Genomic DNA, 19254 nt, shown 5'->3' with positions numbered 1-19254 from the left:
TTTACACTCAGTGCACTTAGCGATTTTGAATAATATTTATTTGACTTTACAGTCACCAAGAAAAGCACCTGAACCGCTTGTACCAAATTAGAAGATGTTGCACGATTAAGTTATTCCAATCCGTGTCAAAGAAGACACGTTTTTATGTTTATTAGGATTATAAGCTGGTTAAACCAGTATTGAGGAAACCGATATGCCACAATACAAAGCGCCCTTACGTGATATGCAATTCGTACTGCATGAGCTATTGAATGCAGAAGAACACTATTCTAAATTGCCTGCATTTCAGGAAACCGTAAGCCGTGAATTGGTTGACCAATATTTAGAAGCTGCTGCAGATTTCTGTGAAAACGAATTGTCTCCAATCAACCAAAGCGGCGACCGCGAAGGTTGTACTTGGAATGATGGCGTTGTTACAACTCCAACTGGCTTTAAAGAAGCGTATCAAAAATATATCGAACTTGGCTTCCCCTCTCTTTCTGCTGAAGAGCAATACGGCGGTCAAGCATTACCTGTTTCTTTGGGTAACGTGATTTCAGAAATGGTCGGTACTGCAAACTGGGCATGGGGCATGTACCCAGGTCTTTCTCATGGTGCAGTTCGTACTTTAGAACATCACGGTTCAGCTGAACAAAAAGATGCTTACTTACCAAACCTTGTTTCAGGTGTTTGGACAGGTACGATGTGCTTAACAGAATCACACGCTGGTTCTGACTTGGGTATTATCCGTACTAAAGCTGAGCCACAAGCTGACGGTAGCTATGCAATCACTGGTGAGAAAATCTTTATCTCAGCGGGTGAACATGACATGGCTGAGAACATTGTTCACATTGTACTTGCTCGTCTTCCTGGCGCACCTAAAGGCACCAAAGGTATTTCTTTATTCATCGTACCGAAGTTCAACTTAAACGCAGACGGTACTGTGGGTGAGCGTAACGCGGTGCGTTGTGGTTCTATCGAACACAAAATGGGGATCCATGGTAACTCAACTTGCGTAATCAACTTTGACAATGCAAAAGGCTTCCTGATTGGCCCTGAAAACCGTGGCTTAAACTGCATGTTCACTTTCATGAACACCGCACGTATTGGTACTGCTGTTCAAGGTCTTGCTGCATCTGAAGGTGCATTCCAAGGTGCATTAACCTATGCGAAAGACCGTCTGGCAATGCGTTCTTTGACAGGTCCTAAAGCACCAGAAAAAGAAGCCGATCCAATTATTGTTCACCCTGCTGTTCGTAACATGCTGTTAACTCAAAAAGCATTTGCTGAAGGTGGTCGTGCACTGGTTTACTTATTGTCTCTACATGCGGACGTGGTTGAGCAAGGTGCGACGGAAGAAGAGCGTAAATCTTCTGACAACATCTTGTCACTGCTTACTCCAATTGCAAAAGCATTCTTGACTGAAACGGGTTCTGAATCTGCAAATCACGGCGTTCAAGTGTTTGGTGGTCACGGCTTTATTTCAGAGCATGGCATGGAACAAATCGTTCGTGATACACGTATTGCGTGTTTATACGAAGGGACAACTGAAATCCAAGCGCTTGACTTGTTAGGTCGTAAAGTTTTGGGTACTCAAGGTGCAATGTTGAAAGACTTCACTAAGATTATTCACAAATTTGTTGAAGCAAACAAAGACAATGCTGCAATGAAAGAGTTTGTTGAACCTCTTGCTGCTCTAAACAAAGAGTGGGGCGACTTAACCATGCAAATTGGTATGAAAGCAATGCAAAACCCAGATGAAGTCGGTGCTGCTGCGGTCGATTACCTATACTTCTCTGGTTATGTAACGCTTGCTTACCTATGGGCACGTATGGCACTTGTGGCTCAAGAAACATTGGCTGCAGGCACAACTGACGTTGACTTCTATAATGCGAAAGTCACGACAGCTCGTTTCTACTTCAAGAAGATTCTTCCACGTGTTCGCTCACACGTTGATGTGATTGCTGGTGGCGTAGAACCGTTACTTGCATTAGATGCAGAGCACTTTGCATTCTAAGTAATTAATAACTAATTCGATATTCGAAATAGTTGTACTCTTGAGTACAGAAATGAAAAAGGACAGTCATAGCTTTGGCGGTCCTTTTTCTTTATAAATAGAGCGTTATTTCGCTTGGGTCATTTAACAACACTATCCGTTGTTAATTAAGCTGTCCTAAGTCTACAGAGATTCAAACAATAAACAGGTGAACGAACATGCCAATTTATAATGCCCCACTTGCGGATATGAAATTTATCCTCAATGACGTTTTCAATGCAGATCAGTTCTGGCAGTCTAATGAAAATCTAGCTCATGTAGACAGTGCGACGGCTGAAGCGATCCTCGAGGAAATGGCTAAATTTGCGCAGAACGTAACCCTGCCTTTAAACCGTACAGGTGATGAAGAAGGTGCAACATTTAGCAATGGAGCAGTGACTACGCCTGCGGGTTTTAAAGAAGCGTTTAAGCAATATGCTGAAGGCGGCTGGATTGGCTTAGCGGCTGATGAAGAATGGGGCGGTCAAGGCATGCCAAAAATGCTGACGGTTCTTGCAGATGAAATGCTATTCGCAACTAACCCATCGTTCATGCTCTACCCACTTCTTTCTGTCGGTGCTGGCATGGCGCTGAACAGCTACGCATCGCAAGAACAAAAAGAAACCTATTTACCTAAAATTTACTCAGGCGAATGGTCTGGGACCATGTGTTTAACTGAGCCTCATGCAGGTACAGATTTAGGCATTATCAAAACTAAAGCTGAACGTAATGAAGACGGCACCTATAACATTACAGGGACCAAAATCTTTATTACTGGTGGTGACCACGACTTAGCTGAAAACATCATTCACTTAGTTCTAGCGAAAACACCAGATGCGCCTGCGGGTTCACGTGGTATTTCACTCTTCATCGTGCCTAAATTCCTAGTCAATGCAGATGGTTCTGTAGGCGAGCGTAATGCGGCAGGTCCAGGTTCAATTGAACACAAAATGGGGATCAAAGCGTCTGCAACTTGTGTAATGAACTTTGACGGTGCCAAAGGTTACTTGGTCGGTAAAGAAAATGAAGGCCTTGCGGCAATGTTCGTGATGATGAACTACGAACGTTTATCGATGGGTATTCAAGGTTTAGGCGCATCTGAATTTGCTTACCAAAATGCTGCACAGTACGCAACAGACCGTCTACAAGGTCGTAGTGCGTCGGGTGTTCAATCGCCAGCTAAACCCGCGGACAGCATTTTAGTTCATGGTGATGTACGTCGCATGTTGCTTAATGCACGTGCGAATAATGAAGCATCTCGCGCATTTGCAGTTTACGTGGGTCAGCAACTGGATATCACCAAGTTCTCAACAGACCCTGAAGCGGTGAAAGCAGCCAATGACCGTGTTGCATTGTTAACCCCTATTGCAAAAGCGTATTTAACCGACACAGCATTCCAAGCAACTTTAGATGCACAAATGGTCTTCGGTGGACATGGTTATATTCGTGAATGGGGCATGGAGCAGTGTGTACGTGACTTACGTATTGCACAAATCTATGAAGGCACCAACGGCGTTCAGTCTCAAGATTTAATCGGTCGTAAAACCATTAAATGTGGTGGTGCTTTCATCGCAGACTACATTACTGAAATCCGTGACTTTGCTAACAGCTTAGATGCAGACCTAAACTTCATTAAAGATGCAACACTCGATGCAGCAACTGAAGTGGAAGAAGTGACCAAGTATATCCTTGAACGTGCTGCTGAAAGTGCAGAGTTCCCGAATGCAGCAGCAGTAGATTACTTACATGCAGTCGGCCTACTCAGCTTTGCCTATATGTTTGCAAGAATTGCCAATGCGGCAAAAGCCAAAGATGGTGACTTCTATCAAAACAAACTGGCGCTCGCAGCTTATTTTGCTCAACGTATTTTGCCTGAAATCGACTTACGTATTGTAAAAGTAAAAGCAGGTGCAGAAGTCATCACGAACTTCTCTGAAGACTACTTCACCAGCCAAGCTTAATCGCTTAATGACTGAATAAAAAAACGCCTGCTTCATCAGGCGTTTTTTTATGGCTCAGCTTTATTTTTGCTTTTATACGTCATGTGCATGAAATTTGCTTATGATGCAATAAACCACAATCAACATATCAGGAGGCAGCCATGACTAACCGTGACCCTAAAATAGAGAAAATAGAAACCCTCCTCGATAAACTGGGCAATACTGCAGTAGAAAGTTTTCACTATGTGGCTTTATTTATTATTGGCTGTATGGTGATTTGGTCGGCAGGACATACCGTTTATGAGATCCTGACCATTAAACAATATGCCTCAATTGATGATATTTTACTGTTATTCATCTACTTAGAACTGGGTGCAATGGTCGGGATCTATTTTAAAACCAACCACATGCCTGTCCGCTTTTTAATTTATATCGCAATCACTGCCCTCACCCGACTTTTAATTTCCGATATCCAGCATGACCACAAAGCGGATATGGATTTGGTGATTATTACGGGTTCAATTTTAATTATGGCGGTTGCAATCTTGGTAGTCCGTTATGCATCGTGGAATTACCCTTCAGTAATTCGGGATAAACATGCCGACAAGCCTTTACCTGAAGGAAAAACACCACGCCCACAAGATGATGAACTCGCTTAATTTTTTATTGACCACTAAAAAACCCTCTGTCTAAACAACGGAGGGTTTTTGTATCAATCAAAGATTCATTTATTTTGAATCCGGCTCTAAAGCATAGCGTCCATTTTCGTAGATCCAGTGCATACCTTCAGGTGGGTCTGGCAGTCCCAAACGTCGCCAATCGGTAATCAACACATAATCACGGCTTTCAATACTGGAGTCGCCATCCCCATACACATAGCTATTGGTTTCCTGACTATAGGTTGAATAGCTGGGCGCTCGGTAAATAATACTCACACCGGGTCGCATTGGATATCCGCCATGTGGTGGATGGTGCGGAGGTGGTCTGTGATGAGGGGGTTCAATTTGAGGCGGTGATGTAGGTCTGGGCATTGCACCTTGATACGGCCCAGCATAGGTTGGGAAACGCTGGGTTTGCGAAGTCAGCGGTTTTCCATAATAACGCATCGCTGGTTGAGCAAAACTCAGTGCAGGAAATAAGCTGAGTAAACTTATTCCATAGATTATTTTTAAATATTTCATCATCTTCCTCCACTGAGGTGAATATTATTATTTTAAACCAATTTCATGGATAAAAAATGTATAAACCATCAATTTTAGATCACTGCCCGTTATCGCCACTATAAGGTTTGAAGCTGGATTTCTTTGAAAAGCAAAAAATGCATGAGTTTTCAGTTTATACTTAATCTTTGTTTATAAATGTATTGGATGAACAATCGTGGCTGAATTAAGTTTTGATCGACTCTATGAATATTTTGCAAAAGTGCCCAGTATTCAAAAAAATCTGATTGATGCTTATGGCACAGATGGAAAAAGTGCATGGTGGTTTAAGTTTCAAATTGATGTAGATCATCCTTTGGCATGGCAAACGGTACAAGAGCTGGGACATGTACTGAACTATATTTCGAAAAATGAGCGCCTACCGACGCAGTTTCTACCTGTTTCACCGCCGCCATATATGAATGGTGAAGCCAAGCAATTCTTGGCATGGGTCATTCAGTGTAACCATCCTGACTTTCCACCTGATGTCATTTGTGACTGGTTAGAAGCACGTCTACCGAGCCCAGTGGAAGATGCCGAAAAATGGAAAATCAAAACAGATCTACATGAACTCGATAAGATGACCGATAAAGATTTGGATCAAATCATCCCGCCAAATCCTGAGCAGTAAAATCTTAAAAATTAAATCTCCCTAAGTCCCTCTTTAAAAAGAGGGACTTTTCATCTTGTACAACGTAGGAAGTACCGCTTTTCATGAAACGGCAAGAAATGGAAAAAGGAATTCGAAATTAAAACGTCGACAAACCACTCCACTCCATAAAGCGGTATAGCCCATATTTGAGTTTTGACTCATCTTTATATTGCTCATAGCCGACACTCATTTGACGACCATTTAAGTTCGACCATGCCCCCTCAAAATATTGCTGTGCATCTGTAAACACCGCTGCGTTAGACCGGCCAATCACACGTAAATTAGTCTCTAAGTTATAATTCTTCAAATTCCGTGCGGTAAAATTCGCTGAACCTAAAATGAGCTCTGCTTCTTGTGCATGGCGTTTTAAAATCATTTTGCTATGACACTGCTCTCCTTGAGTATTACACCACCGCACTGTAATACCAGCATCGTTAAGCTCAGATGCAACTTGACGGTTCGGAATTCCATTCTTTTGACGACCAAATGCATCTTTATTAGGGTCGAGTAAAATCCGAAGTTTAACGCCGCGGTTCTGCGCATCTTTTAAAGCATTGATAATTTGACGCTCAGACAAATAGAACATCGCCAAATCAATCTGGTCATTGGCTTTTGCCGTATTCAACAAGTTGAGGGTTGCATCTAGGATTGCTTTTTCCGTCAGCACTTGTACCTGAGGCTGCGATGGATTGCCTGCAATTTCGCCTAGAATCACCATTGGTACATCGCCCTGAGACATATGTGCTACAGTTTGCTCTGTTTTCAACACATCAATTGCGGTATTGCCTGTCACCAATAGCGCTACATTGGAATGTCGCGAACTGCCATCATGTGGATTCGCCGATGTGACCAAGGTTTTCCAACCTTCCGCGGTATCGACCACCAAAGTTTTGCGATGATTGGCTTTAAAGTTAAATAAGTTTAAATAACTACGTAAGGTAATTTTTTCATCCCCAAACGGGTTTCTTAACCAACCGCCGTCGGGATTATTGCCTGCATTTTGACAACAGATATACCAAAAACCTGACCAAATAGGGTTAGAAGCACGTAGCGGACGTAAATCGGTTTCAATCACATCCACGCCTGCCTGACGCAATTTACGGTAATGCTCAGGTAATAGCCCGCCATACACCGAGTTAATCGGGTCGGTGATGACTTTGATTTCAATATTCGGATGTAAGCTTCGCTTGACAATCAACGCATCGGTCAGCTGACGAGTCAACGCCCGTTGTGATGCTTGAGATGTTCCCACTTCATCGTTAAACAAGAACATATCCAACACAATCGTGGTTTGTGCATCTTCAATCAGTTTAAACACTGCGTTGAAAATATGATGATCTTGTTGCTGCTTGCCTTGTGCATCGACATAGGTTTGATCGGCAATAAATTTGACATCGGCATGACGTAACTTGCCCGTATAGTCCAGCCCATCAGGCAGTGGTTTAACGCTATGGTAAACTGCGGAGGTTAAATAAGTCAGAGCCAATAAACCCACCACGACACCGACATAACGGGTCGATGTCCAGTTGAGCTTCTGATGTAATTTTCGAAAGATACGCATAACAAAAAACCTAATCCAATATACTCAGACTAGGTTTTATTGTTTGATTTTTCAAGAGGATTTCTGTTGTCAATGTTTTGGCAACCTCTCCCTAACCCTCTCCTTTAAGAAGAGGGAGCACCTCCTTTCTACGGAAAAGGTTGGGTTGAGGCTTGAAATAGCACTTAGAAACTAAAGTCCAGTCCAACTGTGAAGTTACGCCCCACTTGTGGAATGGTCGATAAGAAAGAGGTATGCGAATAAACTGTCTCATCTAGGAGGTTATTGGCTTTGAAATACACGCGATAATCATTGCCCTGCATATACTGTCCATTATACGCCAAGCCCAGATTCACCATGTTATAGCCCTCGGTTTCGGTCTCATAGCTTGCAATCCGATCTTGCTCAAACACATGGTAGTACTCTGCCGTTCCCGACCACGTGTCACTAAAGCTCGCATTCACTTTTGTTCCTAAACGGCCAGCAGGTACCCGCGGCGCATTTTCATTGTCAATTTTGCCACGTACATAGTCACCAAAGACACTCATTTTATAAACATCATTGATAGCATAAGAGGCTTCTGCTTCAGTCCCATAAAAACGCGCTTTGTCTTGGGTGTAGTCCACTAGACGGAAGTTTTCGTAACGGTCTGCGGTTTGAGCATAAATGTAGTTGTCATACCAGTTGTGGTAAACATGAACGTGATAATCAATTTTATCCGTATCGTAATGGAAACCTAATTCTAGATTATTGGACTTTTCAACATCGAGATTTTCATTGCCACGCTCATAGGTATTGGTTGCAAGATGCTTACCATCAGCATAAAGCTCTTGCGCCAAAGGTAAACGCTCTTGATGTGACCCGACCAAAGACAGTTTATAGTTCGGTGCAAACATCCAATTCACAGCACCCGAATAGGACACGGCATAATCATCATAGTCTTTTCGATCAGATTCAATATCAATCGTCTGCTGATCGACACGTGCCCCTAACTCAAAATGGAAGTCATTCCACTGCTTGTGTTCTAAACCAAACACGCTCCACTTTTGCGTCTTGGTCGGTTCTAAAATAGACTCTTCACCCGTGATATCTAGTTTTTGTTGATTGTACTGTACGCCAACCACACCTTCCCAATCTGCAATCGGCTGATGCACCATTTCTAGACGCGCATCATAACCTTTACTTTTAAAAGTGGTTGCAACGCTATCACCCTCAATTTCATCATGTTGGTAGTCGGTATAACTGGCATGGGCACGTAACTTCTCAAACCCTGCAAACGGATTTAAAATTTCTGTACGGAAGTCATAACGCTCCGACTTTAAATCAACCCAAGGCCCTGCCTCATGTTCGTCATGTGCATGGTCGTGTCCTGAGTGATCATGTTCATCCGTATGTCCATGATTATCGCTTCCGTCACAGTGCAAATGATCCTCATGCGGATGGCAGCTTTCATATTCATGGCTGTGCCCAGGTAAACCGTATTGATCTTGACGGTTGGTATAGGCGATACCCGCAAAACCACGTTCACCAATCCATGAACCGCCAACACTGACTGTTTCACCTTTGGCAAAGGTATTTCCGACACGACGTTCTTTTTCGAGTTCACCTTCATGCTCATGGAAATAGTTCGGCGCAATATAGTCATTCGCTTCACGCTTTGAACCTTCAACTCGAAGAGCAAACTGACTGCCCAAAGCAACCGTCGCCCCAGCACTGGCCAACTTTTCATCACTGCCAGAGTTGTAGCGTAATCCAGCCGTACCTTCTAAACCTTTTTCAGGCATGCTGGTTGGAATTTTTTGATCGGTGACATTGACCAAACCACCCACGGTGCCTGCACTGTATAACAGAGTTGAAGGACCACGGATGATTTCAATTTGCTTGGCCAAAATCGGATCGACTGTCACGGCATGGTCTGGCGATAAAGTCGAGACATCAGCAGTTTCTGAAGCATGTTGTAAAACTTTCACGCGAGGGCCATCTTGACCACGAATCACGGGTCGACTTGAACCTGAACCATATTGATTTGAATATACGCCTAGCTCATCGGCCAAAGCATCCCCAATGGTCGGTGCACGCTCTTTTAAGCTTTTTTGCTCGATGACCTGATCGGCGACTGCAAAATCAGCAGCGGTCTGAACGAGTGGATGTGCTTGGCTGGTCAACGTTTCAAGTTGTTGTGTTGTTGTGTCATCTGCAAAAACGGCAGATGCGACCACCGCCAAAATAGAGAGCGTTATCAAATTTTTATGGAAAGCCATGGAACTCACTCAAGCGTACAATTTTTGAATATTGTTATAATATAACATTTCAAATTCATTGCAATAAAAAACATTCCAATCGCAGAAAAAAGATAAACTTCCCTATCCATCTAAGTCGATGCCAACGCCAACAGATCAATGCCCTTTACCATTTCACATGCCGTTCTCGCGCGCCCTTTAGCCAAACTCAGTGGTGACCGTTTACCCATTGCTGCCATTGCCATTGGCAGTATGACCCCCGATCTTTATCGACTGTTTACACAAGCCAATTCAAATACTACCCACTACTGGACTTCACTGATTCACCCCGATCTTTGGATTGGACTCAGTTTTTGTGTTTTGTGGTACGCGCTATTGCGGCCCTGTTTTTATCGTTTTTTAGGTATTCAGCATGAGTTAAGGCTCAGCAGTATGCTGCATTTTTTTAAGTTTTCTGTGGCCGTTATTCTCGCAATACTGCTCGGCACGGCTACGCATCTGTTATGGGACGGACTCACCCATGCTGACTTCCGCACCTTGTTTGGACATGCATTTTTAAGCCAGAAGATTCCTTTGTTAGGGCACTATTATCCGCTACACCGCATTTTACAAATTGGCACATCGGCACTGGCCCTCCCCTTGTTGGCGTGGATGTGTTGGCGTTATTACCAAACCTATCAGCAACATTTTCCAGTGAGTTTAAAAATCAAACGCTTTGCAATTGGACTGTTCATACTGAGCCTTTTAGGCGGTTTAGTCAGTGTTTGGGACTATGCACGTTATATCCCCACGCAAGTGTGGCAGTCAGACCTGTATTATTTTACAGGGCGAAGCATTAATGAGTTTAGCCAAGTCGCTTTACTGATTTTAATCTTTGGCTGCATTCTGTTTTTATTTTTAGATCGAGACTATCGTTTAGGCTGAATTTAAACCAACGTTTAAATGCTATTTCCAGCCTTTTTTAAGCTATACCTTGAGAGTCAATGCCCAAAGAGGCATAATCCTACCTTTATTTCTGGCGGTACGCTGTTTACGTATTCGCTACCTTTAGCCATATAGTTGGATTTTTAACGCCATGATGCGAACTCATTACTGCGGTTCTTTAACCGAAACTCAAATTGATGAAACAGTAACCCTCTGCGGTTGGGTACACCGTCGCCGTGACCACGGTGGTGTCATATTCCTTGATATGCGTGACCGTGACGGTCTTGTGCAAGTTGTTATTGACCCAGACACTCCTGAAGCATTCGCAACTGCAGACAAAGTACGTTCAGAATTCGTATTAAAAATTACAGGTCGTGTACGTCGCCGTTATGAAGGCACAGAAAATGCCAATATGGTGAGCGGTCAAATCGAAGTGTTGGGTAAAGAAATCGAAGTTCTTGCTGCATCAGAAACTCCGCCGTTCCCATTGAATGACGACAACACCAATATTTCTGAAGAAATTCGTTTGAAATACCGTTTCTTGGACATCCGTCGCCCTGAAATGTTAGATCGTTTACGTTTCCGTTCTAAGCTAACCAACCTCATTCGTAACTATTTCGAAGACAATGGTTTCTTGGACGTTGAAACTCCGATTTTAACCCGTGCAACGCCTGAAGGTGCACGCGACTACTTAGTGCCAAGCCGTGTTTCAAATGGTAGCTTCTACGCACTTCCACAGTCACCACAATTATTCAAACAATTGTTGATGGTGGGTGGTATCGATCGTTACTACCAAATCGCAAAATGTTTCCGTGATGAAGACTTACGTGCAGACCGTCAACCTGAATTCACCCAAATCGACGTTGAAACATCGTTCATGAGTGACGATGACATCATGGATTTAATGGAAACTTTGACGGTTAAGATGTTCAAAGAACTTCTTGATGTTCAATTCGATAAATTCCCACGCATGACTTATACAGATGCTATGCGTGACTATGCATCGGACAAACCAGACTTACGTATTCCTTTGAAATTGGTTGACGTTGCAGACCTAATGCAAGAAGTTGAATTCAAAGTATTCGCAGGTCCAGCGAAAGATCCTAAGGGTCGTATCGTTGCATTACGTGTTCCGGGTGCAGGCTCTTTACCACGTAGCCAAATTGATGAGTACACGAAATTTGTCGGCATCTACGGTGCAAAAGGTTTAGCGTACATTAAAGTAAACGAGCTTGAAAAAGGCATCGAAGGCTTACAATCTCCAATCGTGAAATTCATCGAGCCAATCGTGCTTGATCTATTGAAACGTGTTGGCGCAGAAAATGGCGATATCGTGTTCTTTGGTGCTGACAAAGCTAAAGTTGTGAACGATGCCATGGGTGCTTTACGTATTAAAGTTGGGCATGACTTGAAAATGTCGACTTGCGAGTGGGCTCCACTTTGGGTGGTTGACTTCCCAATGTTTGAAGAAACAGATGATGGCAAATGGACCTCTGTTCACCACCCATTCACACTGCCTAAATCAAGCGTTGAAGATGTGAAAAATAACCCAGGTGCTGCGCTTTCTGTGGCTTATGACATGGTGTTAAACGGTACTGAAATTGGTGGTGGTTCACTACGTATTCATAACCTAGAAATGCAAAAAGCAATTTTTGAAGCATTAGGTATTGGTGAAGAAGAAGCCGAAGAGAAATTCAGCTTCTTACTCAACGCATTACGTTACGGTGCTCCTCCGCATGGTGGTTTAGCATTCGGTCTAGACCGTTTAGTCATGCTCATGACGGGTGGTGCTTCTATTCGTGATGTGATTGCATTTCCGAAAACGAAAACTGCTGAATGTCCATTAACGCAAGCACCTGCACCAGTTGAATCAAATCAACTACGTGATTTAGGTATTCGCTTACGTGAAAAACCAAAAGCTGAAGAAACCAAATAATCTTTAGATTTTGATTAAAGAAACCCTGCCATGTGCAGGGTTTTTTCATTCAAGACAAGACCATCCATTCCATAGATATTTTTTAGCTTCAAATTTTCCAAAATTTCCTTTGAACTTTTGATCTATCACACTTACAGTGGGTCACGATAGTCTATATTTTATTGCAGCAGTGCTGACACTGAATCACTCTATTGATTTATTCATTTATTTTGTTCTTAAGACGCTCATCTTTTTTTGATTTTATCTATCTTAGATTTTTAAGTCTCTTTGCAAAATTTTCTCTCATCTCATCTTTTAAAAAGATTTCTGAGTCAAAATATGGCTATTTATTATCTACTTAAAATCATCTCACTTTTTCCATTGTCTTTTTTACAATACATCGCACGCGGAATTGCGCACCTGCTTTATTATAGTGACTCTTCAATTAAGCGTATCACCACCATTAATCTGCAGTTGGCCTACCCTGAGCTCGACCCAATAACACTCCAGAAACGTGTTCACCTCAGCATTCAAAGCCAATGTCAGACCTATATTGAATTTTTAAAATGTTGGGGAATGCCACCACAATACAGCCTAGATTTATTGAAAAACATTCATGGTGAATCTGTTCTAACAGAAGCTTTAGCCAATAAAAAAGGCGTGATTGTGGTCATTCCGCATTTTGGTTGTTGGGAGCTGTTAAATGCATGGTTAAATGTCTATACGCAACCGATGATCATGTATAAACCCTATAAAATTAAAGGGGTTAATCGCTATATTTTAGCTGCACGGCAAAAGTTTAATGCAACCCTTGTTCCTACTGATGAAACAGGGATTCGTCAGATTTTTAAACACCTCAAGCAAGGTGGGTTAACTGTTGTTTTACCAGATCATCTGCCAAAACCGAGTGGAGGTATTTATTCATATTTTTTCCAGCAAAATACTTTGTCCACGACACTGGTCTCTAAAATGGCGGCTAAAACACAATGCAATGTGATTGGATTAAGTTGTATTCGTAATACTGACGCAGCGAGTTTTGATGTGTATTGTACTGAGTTATCTCAAGATATTTTATCGACAGATCTACAGCTATCTGTAGACAGTTTAAATCTTGCCATGCAAGACATGATAAACCAAGCACCTGAACAGTATATTTGGTCCTATAGACGTTTTAGAAATTGTTATGGCAATACCAATGCTTATCGGATACAGCCACCAATGTAGGCTCCACAAACCAGCACGTAATCTCAAGCAATTCGAAAGCAAGAATTTATGCTATTTTCTAGAGGCCTGAATAGAATACTTTTATTCATTTGAGATCAATTTTCAGCAGTGGCATAATAGCGCACTGTTTTAGATAAGTTGTGAGCAACCAAATGGCTATGCGTCCTGAAGTCCGTCGTCGAGGTATTGTGCTAATTGTTTTTGCAATCGTACAGTGGTTTTTCATGCGCTATATTTTAGACAATCAATTATTTAATTTAACAACCTATGATCGTATTGTCTTTTTCTGTGTAAGTAGCCTTGCGGGTGCTTTTGTCATTTTTGTCGGCTTAATTTATATGGTCTTGAAAGGAAATGCGGATAAACCTAATTAGGGCCCTTTAAAAAGTAAATAAATACTTACTTTTTAAAGGGAATTTACAAAATTTATTTATTCAAAATTTCTTTAAAAATTGGCGTTAACAGTTTATTACCATACTCACTTAAATGATCACCATCTCGATATATGGGTCTTCCATTAAATTGACTGATGCACTCTCCATTTTTACATAAGATTTTGGCAGGATCTAGAACCTTTGCATTGCATCGTTGAGCACTGAAGTTAATGGCATCTCTAAATTTTCTAGATCTCTGCATATAACCTATATATGGGACAGAAGTTACAAATTTAGTTCCAAGAAGCTGGTTTCTAGCTAACATTTTGGGGACATGATTCGGCATTTCTGGGATAGGTTGCACAATATATAGCGGGTTTGTTTTTGTTATTTGGCAGAACGTCTCTTCTAATTTCAATGAAAAAATCTCAAAAACTTTTAATCTAGGCATCTCTAGATCATTATTAAAGTAAATTGCAGGTTTTTCATCTTCCACCCTACGTCTAGATGGATCTGTCTCTCCATCAATATATAAGGGAAATCTTGCAATTAGAATGATAGGAACATTTTCAAACTTTTTTGAGTTGATGAAATTAAAGCGTTTTTGATTAATCTCAGCACATTTATTTTGATGACTGCGAAATTGAGCATCAAGTAAAAGTGGGCATGCATCATTTGTTATGAACAATATACCTTCGTGATTAAGGTTTAAACTGGCTGATACAGAGGTGCTGAGCGCTGTCGCATGGCTATCACCGATCACAATGGCCTTTATTTTTTTATCATTTCCAATTTTGCAAATATTTGAGGTTTGAATATTTTCATTACAATCATATGGATTCATATCTTCAACCTCAGAAAGTATACTTAGTACTTTATCTGAATAATGGAATTTCATCCCATCAGTTTCTTTAATAATATATCCACAAGCTAAAATAATTAGAAAAATATATAAAGGCGTAATTTTATAAATTTCTCTCCATGAAGAATATCTAGGGAAATTGATTTTTTCAATAAGTTGATAACTTAAACACCCGAGTAAAATTGAAAGTGGTATTCCATACATCCACCAATCAGGAAGCACAAAGTAGAATCCAAAGACAGCCAATGGCCAATGCCAGACATATATTGAATATGACCATTTCCCAATGTAACTAAAAATAGGATTGCTAATCAATAAATTGTTCTGGTAATTGCTTACAATAATAAGATAGGCTCCCAATACTGGAATCAATGCCATATAGCCTGGCCACGGTGTATCTTTTGAAATCAAAAAATACGAAGTGCCTATTAAGATTAGTCCGAAGCACTGTGTGCTGATTTGTTGTAATTTATTCTTTAATGACCAAGGGTAGAGGAATGCTAATCCACCAAATAACATCTCCCAAGCACGGCTGGTTAGTAAAAAGTAAGCTGTTTTACTGTCTTTGTATGTTGCATACATACTAAAGATAAAACTTGCTATAAATAAACTAATTACAGCACGCTTAAGATTAGTGAAATTTAAATATTTCTTCAGTGTAATAATGATAATTGGGAAAAAAATATAGAATTGCCATTCTACAGAAAGTGACCAAGTATGTAGCAACCATTTAGTATGTTCTGCTGTATCGAAATACCCACCACCTTCCGCAAATAAAAGGTTTGAGATGAATAAAGCGCTTTTTTCAATCTGTTTGCCCAGATCACTGTAATCTGTAGGTAGTAAGTAGAACCAACCAAAAACAATTAATACTGTGGATACTGCGGCAAGTACTGGAATAATACGATTAGCGCGAGCATTGTAGAATTTGAATAAGTTAAAAGAGTCTTTCTCTACACCATTAAAAATAATGGAGGTCATTAAAAAGCCTGAAATGACAAAAAAAACATCAACTCCAGCAAATCCACCAGGTAACCATTGTGGCTTGAAGTGGAAAAGTACAACTGCAAGAACTGCAATTGCACGAAGTCCATTTATATCGTATCTAAAGTTCATTTATAGCAACTTATTCAATTACAGAATGCTGAATTTTCTCAGCAAAGAGGAGAGATGTGATTCAAGAATATTATTGCGATCACTAAGAAACAAGTACCTTCTATAAAAGATGTAAGGCAATCTATATCGAAACACACCTAGCATCTTTATGCAGATAATAGCAAAATCATAACCTCACTCAAGAATACTGCATTTCATGTGGTTCAGTCCTTGTTCAACATTATGCAAATCATTCGATAAAAGTAGGTTTTTCCTAAATCAAACTTTATGTATGGCTAGCACATAAAGTTTTGTCACTTACATTCTCTTCACTTTTATGGGAAAGATTCATAAAAATGAACACAAAAATAAAAAATTATATAAATAATAAATATCTATATTAAATCCTGAAGTTCTAACTGTATATTGATCCCCAATTGTTTCGTACGAGCATTAACAACAGCATGTCGAGTCAAAATTTTCCGTGTACTTTTAGCTAAATTTGTTGAACGCATAAACCAGCGGTAAAAAGCATTCCTACGCTGATATTTTTGAACCCAACGCTTATCACGACTGGCCTGTAAGTGCTCAATAGCAGGCTTTACAGAGTCTCCATATGCTTTTCGAGAGGTATCAAAAATGAAAGTATACTCAGGAGGAAGATTTTTCAATGTAATTTTCTTTTCTTCTACCCACTCAAGTATCAACTTCTGAAGAATAATTTGATCCCACACATCAGGTTCAGCCAACATCCTTTTCTCCCACTCATCCATAAGAAGGTATGCATTAGGCGTATTATTGATGAACATTGTCCCACTTAATAATCGATTACCATTAATAAAATGAATTGCAATATCTTCAGTAATAGAATTAAAATACGGTTTAATATCCTCCAGAATAATTGCATCAACATCAATATAAAGAACTGGCTCTTTTAATTTTCTATGAAATTCAGCAATAAAAGAAGGCTTTAATGCAATAATTCTCTGCCATTCATCTTGAGGTAGGCTTTCAAAATGAAATTTTATTCCAAATTTTATTGCAGAACATTCTAAAATTTTGGCATGTTTCGTATAAAGACTATCATCCGTATGAAATCCAAAAATTGTTAGCATGAAAGCCCTATATATATAAATAATAAAGAATAATCTTAAATAGTCATTGGGGCTTCGTCAACGAATAGGAAGTTCAAAATAACCAAATTACATAAATTCAGATAGCCAGCAATACTATCTGAATTTAATTTTAACAATATATTCCACCTTCCTAAAGCGTATCAGTTGAGCTAAAAACCGCCTAAACTCTTTTGTAAACTTACCTTTAAGCGTTAACCTTTCCTCAACTTTAGAAATATTTACTTTTCTTAATTTACGCTCTTGTGCTAAATAACTAGGTAGACTGGTTTTGCCTCTCATTAAGATAAAATCTTGGACAGAAAGCGCTGGTAACATTTGATAAACCTTATGTTCACCACTCACTAGATAGTCTTTAAACATAATATGATCGATTGGAATTAACTTATTATATTCTTTAATAAAAGCCAATAATGCACGAGCACCCTGATTTGACAAAATATAGCCCCCCTGTCCCCATATTCTTTGATTTCAAAGCAACCAATTTTCGAGTAGATGACAGGATACGCTTTGAATAAATAGAAGCACTTACTTTGGGATAAAATGCTTCTACTTTTATGATATGACTATCTTTTGGAACCGACACTCGGTTCTAGCTAGAAATAGTTGCCGCCTGTTGTCCTAAATGAATATCATCTTCAAATATACCAATGAAGTCTAGATTGTCATCACTGCTTTTTACCACAGTACAACATAGCTTAATAAACAACCAATTTCACTAAGCTTTAAGTCTAAGCTCCCGATATCTAAAAATAAATCTTTTGCTACCCGATCAATTAAATCAGGAGTAATTGCATTAAAAAAAACTGAATACTATTCCTTACTTACTAAATTCCGATGTAATATGTTCATTCTCGGAAGCCAGACTAATAACAAAGTTTTGCATAATTGTGACTGAACGATTGTACAACTAAAAAGGATTCATATGAGCGTAATCAATTAGTGTACAGCATTTCGCCCAAGATTCATACAATCTTGAACTACCAATTACCCTATCTTACTTTCAAACGCGTCTTATCTCATCTCACAACCAACACTCCTAAGTATATGATTTTAATAGTGAAAAAAATAAGGATCTTCAATACACTAGAAAAGTTAAAGTACTATAATTACAATAGTAATTTAAACATGGGTATGCAGTTTATCGAAGATAACGATTCTCTTTTAATTGCATTAATTTTATAATTTATGAAAAGTGTTATCAAGATGAATAATGAAGTAATTCAAGTATTTGTAGGTTGTGATCCCAATAATTGTGACTTAGAACAAATGATGGTTCTTGAATATAGTCTTCGTAAGCACACTTCGCATCCTGTGAATATTACTTGGATGCAACTGAGTCATGACACAAACAGCCCTTGGTATACCAATCAGGAGACTGGTGAGGGATGGCGTACTGAAAAATGGGCTACTCCTTTTTCTGGTTTCCGTTGGGCCATTCCTGAATCGTGTAACTTCGAAGGCCGCGCAATTTACATGGATGCCGACGTCATTGTACTTTGTGATATTGCAGAACTTTGGTCTCATCCAATGCAAGACGATGCCATTGTTATCGCTAAGGGCGGCAAAAGCTCAGCGCGTCTATGTACTTGTGTATGGGATTGTAAAAAAGCCAAACAATATCTTCCAGCATTGAAAGACATTCAATCCAATCCAGATGCACATAAGAATTTAATGCGCCTTCTAAAAGAAAAACCAAATCTCGTACAACCTTATCAAGATTCTTACAATAATATTGATGGCGAAGGAATGTCGATTGAACAAATCAAAATTCTACATTACTCAGATATGGGCACGCAGTTCAGTCATATGTATTCATTATCTCGTCTTGAAGCAACAGGCCAAAAGCACTGGTTTGATGGTGAAATAATGCCTCACCCTAGGGCAGATCTAATAGCACTTTTTGATCAATATTATGACGAAGCACTAACTGCTGGATACAAACCAGAACAATATATGATTGAACCTTTTGGTGCTTTTACCAAAGCAACTCAAGCCAACTATCACGGCAATAAAATTACACGTCCAGGGCAGAAAGAATCTTGGTTCACTCAGAAGCTCAATAAATTAAAGTCTAAACTCAATAGCAACAAATTTAGACTAGATGACTAAAACTTAAAGTGACTGCTTTAGTCACAACTT

Annotated in this window: 15 protein-coding genes; 9 read left to right on the top strand and 6 right to left on the bottom strand. The window is 40.0% G+C overall.

What is annotated here, in order from left to right; all coding sequences use genetic code 11:
• Nucleotides 1–193 precede the first annotated feature (193 nt).
• The 3 genes from AC4CU2_RS02800 (at nt 194) to AC4CU2_RS02790 (ending at nt 4613) form a co-directional block, all read left to right on the top strand.
• Nucleotides 194–1996, top strand: coding sequence for an acyl-CoA dehydrogenase C-terminal domain-containing protein (locus tag AC4CU2_RS02800; protein WP_490768241.1), 1803 nt, complete (start codon nt 194–196; stop codon nt 1994–1996).
• A gap of 197 nt (nt 1997–2193) precedes the next feature.
• Nucleotides 2194–3975: an acyl-CoA dehydrogenase C-terminal domain-containing protein gene (locus AC4CU2_RS02795; protein ID WP_490768240.1), complete on the top strand. Its 1782-nt coding sequence runs from the start codon at nt 2194–2196 to the stop codon at nt 3973–3975.
• A 140-nt stretch (nt 3976–4115) separates the two neighbouring features.
• A complete protein-coding gene (locus AC4CU2_RS02790) occupies nt 4116–4613 on the top strand; it encodes a phosphate-starvation-inducible protein PsiE (protein WP_004697744.1) in 498 nt (165 codons plus the stop codon).
• 69 nt (nt 4614–4682) lie between these two features.
• Here the strand turns inward: AC4CU2_RS02790 and AC4CU2_RS02785 are convergent, their stop codons facing one another.
• The gene (locus AC4CU2_RS02785; protein WP_490768239.1) at nt 4683–5138 is read right to left on the bottom strand and encodes an RcnB family protein; all 456 of its coding nucleotides are present in this window, start codon (nt 5136–5138) and stop codon (nt 4683–4685) included.
• A 193-nt stretch (nt 5139–5331) separates the two neighbouring features.
• On the opposite strand from AC4CU2_RS02785, the gene AC4CU2_RS02780 reads away from it, so the two are divergent.
• A complete protein-coding gene (locus AC4CU2_RS02780) occupies nt 5332–5784 on the top strand; it encodes a hypothetical protein (RefSeq protein ID WP_004983582.1) in 453 nt (150 codons plus the stop codon).
• A gap of 118 nt (nt 5785–5902) precedes the next feature.
• Here the strand turns inward: AC4CU2_RS02780 and AC4CU2_RS02775 are convergent, their stop codons facing one another.
• Nucleotides 5903–7366, bottom strand: coding sequence for a phospholipase D family protein (locus tag AC4CU2_RS02775; RefSeq protein WP_490768238.1), 1464 nt, complete (start codon nt 7364–7366; stop codon nt 5903–5905).
• A 164-nt stretch (nt 7367–7530) separates the two neighbouring features.
• Nucleotides 7531–9606 carry a zinc piracy TonB-dependent receptor ZnuD gene (gene znuD, locus AC4CU2_RS02770; protein ID WP_490768237.1) on the bottom strand — a complete coding sequence of 692 codons (2076 nt, stop codon included), beginning with the start codon at nt 9604–9606 and terminating at the stop codon, nt 7531–7533.
• Nucleotides 9607–9744: 138 nt separating this feature from the next.
• Between znuD and AC4CU2_RS02765 the strand changes: the two genes are divergently transcribed.
• The 4 genes from AC4CU2_RS02765 (at nt 9745) to AC4CU2_RS02750 (ending at nt 14022) form a co-directional block, all read left to right on the top strand.
• Nucleotides 9745–10509 (top strand): DUF4184 family protein, encoded by a 765-nt coding sequence (locus tag AC4CU2_RS02765; protein WP_490768236.1) that lies wholly within the window; start codon nt 9745–9747, stop codon nt 10507–10509.
• 151 nt (nt 10510–10660) lie between these two features.
• Nucleotides 10661–12445: an aspartate--tRNA ligase gene (gene aspS, locus AC4CU2_RS02760; protein WP_125274008.1), complete on the top strand. Its 1785-nt coding sequence runs from the start codon at nt 10661–10663 to the stop codon at nt 12443–12445.
• A gap of 318 nt (nt 12446–12763) precedes the next feature.
• Nucleotides 12764–13648 (top strand): lysophospholipid acyltransferase family protein, encoded by an 885-nt coding sequence (locus tag AC4CU2_RS02755; RefSeq protein ID WP_490768235.1) that lies wholly within the window; start codon nt 12764–12766, stop codon nt 13646–13648.
• A 152-nt stretch (nt 13649–13800) separates the two neighbouring features.
• On the top strand, nt 13801–14022 hold the full coding sequence (locus tag AC4CU2_RS02750; RefSeq protein WP_010327507.1) for a hypothetical protein: 222 nt from the start codon (nt 13801–13803) through the stop codon (nt 14020–14022).
• 52 nt (nt 14023–14074) lie between these two features.
• On the opposite strand, the gene AC4CU2_RS02745 is transcribed toward AC4CU2_RS02750, so the two are convergent.
• The 3 genes from AC4CU2_RS02745 to AC4CU2_RS02735 all read right to left on the bottom strand — a co-directional run bounded on the left by AC4CU2_RS02745 (nt 14075) and on the right by AC4CU2_RS02735 (nt 17550).
• Nucleotides 14075–16000: an acyltransferase family protein gene (locus AC4CU2_RS02745; protein ID WP_058870284.1), complete on the bottom strand. Its 1926-nt coding sequence runs from the start codon at nt 15998–16000 to the stop codon at nt 14075–14077.
• A gap of 374 nt (nt 16001–16374) precedes the next feature.
• The gene (locus tag AC4CU2_RS02740; RefSeq protein ID WP_058870285.1) at nt 16375–17094 is read right to left on the bottom strand and encodes a putative nucleotide-diphospho-sugar transferase; all 720 of its coding nucleotides are present in this window, start codon (nt 17092–17094) and stop codon (nt 16375–16377) included.
• Between the two features lie 114 nt (nt 17095–17208).
• Complete coding sequence (locus AC4CU2_RS02735; protein ID WP_162841301.1) at nt 17209–17550, bottom strand: hypothetical protein; 342 nt, start codon at nt 17548–17550, stop codon at nt 17209–17211.
• Nucleotides 17551–18318: 768 nt separating this feature from the next.
• Between AC4CU2_RS02735 and AC4CU2_RS02730 the strand changes: the two genes are divergently transcribed.
• On the top strand, nt 18319–19224 hold the full coding sequence (locus tag AC4CU2_RS02730) for a glycosyltransferase family protein (protein ID WP_078425687.1): 906 nt from the start codon (nt 18319–18321) through the stop codon (nt 19222–19224).
• The last annotated feature ends 30 nt before the right edge of the window (nt 19225–19254 follow it).

This window comes from Acinetobacter sp. 797_lipA, from assembly GCF_058243025.1.
The sequence above is the reverse complement of the archived record's forward strand: the minus strand, read 5'-3'. Positions and strand labels throughout refer to the sequence as shown.

What these genes read in the sequence shown, in the direction of transcription:
- AC4CU2_RS02730 (WP_078425687.1), top strand. Translation starts at nt 18,319, where the DNA reads ATGAATAATGAAGTAATTCAAGTATTTGTAGGTTGTGATCCCAATAAT.
- aspS (WP_125274008.1), top strand. Translation starts at nt 10,661, where the DNA reads ATGATGCGAACTCATTACTGCGGTTCTTTAACCGAAACTCAAATTGAT.
- AC4CU2_RS02755 (WP_490768235.1), top strand. Translation starts at nt 12,764, where the DNA reads ATGGCTATTTATTATCTACTTAAAATCATCTCACTTTTTCCATTGTCT.
- AC4CU2_RS02765 (WP_490768236.1), top strand. Translation starts at nt 9,745, where the DNA reads ATGCCCTTTACCATTTCACATGCCGTTCTCGCGCGCCCTTTAGCCAAA.
- AC4CU2_RS02790 (WP_004697744.1), top strand. Translation starts at nt 4,116, where the DNA reads ATGACTAACCGTGACCCTAAAATAGAGAAAATAGAAACCCTCCTCGAT.
- AC4CU2_RS02785 (WP_490768239.1), bottom strand. Translation starts at nt 5,138, where the DNA reads ATGATGAAATATTTAAAAATAATCTATGGAATAAGTTTACTCAGCTTA.
- AC4CU2_RS02775 (WP_490768238.1), bottom strand. Translation starts at nt 7,366, where the DNA reads ATGCGTATCTTTCGAAAATTACATCAGAAGCTCAACTGGACATCGACC.
- AC4CU2_RS02800 (WP_490768241.1), top strand. Translation starts at nt 194, where the DNA reads ATGCCACAATACAAAGCGCCCTTACGTGATATGCAATTCGTACTGCAT.
- AC4CU2_RS02745 (WP_058870284.1), bottom strand. Translation starts at nt 16,000, where the DNA reads ATGAACTTTAGATACGATATAAATGGACTTCGTGCAATTGCAGTTCTT.
- znuD (WP_490768237.1), bottom strand. Translation starts at nt 9,606, where the DNA reads ATGGCTTTCCATAAAAATTTGATAACGCTCTCTATTTTGGCGGTGGTC.
- AC4CU2_RS02740 (WP_058870285.1), bottom strand. Translation starts at nt 17,094, where the DNA reads ATGCTAACAATTTTTGGATTTCATACGGATGATAGTCTTTATACGAAA.
- AC4CU2_RS02750 (WP_010327507.1), top strand. Translation starts at nt 13,801, where the DNA reads ATGGCTATGCGTCCTGAAGTCCGTCGTCGAGGTATTGTGCTAATTGTT.
- AC4CU2_RS02795 (WP_490768240.1), top strand. Translation starts at nt 2,194, where the DNA reads ATGCCAATTTATAATGCCCCACTTGCGGATATGAAATTTATCCTCAAT.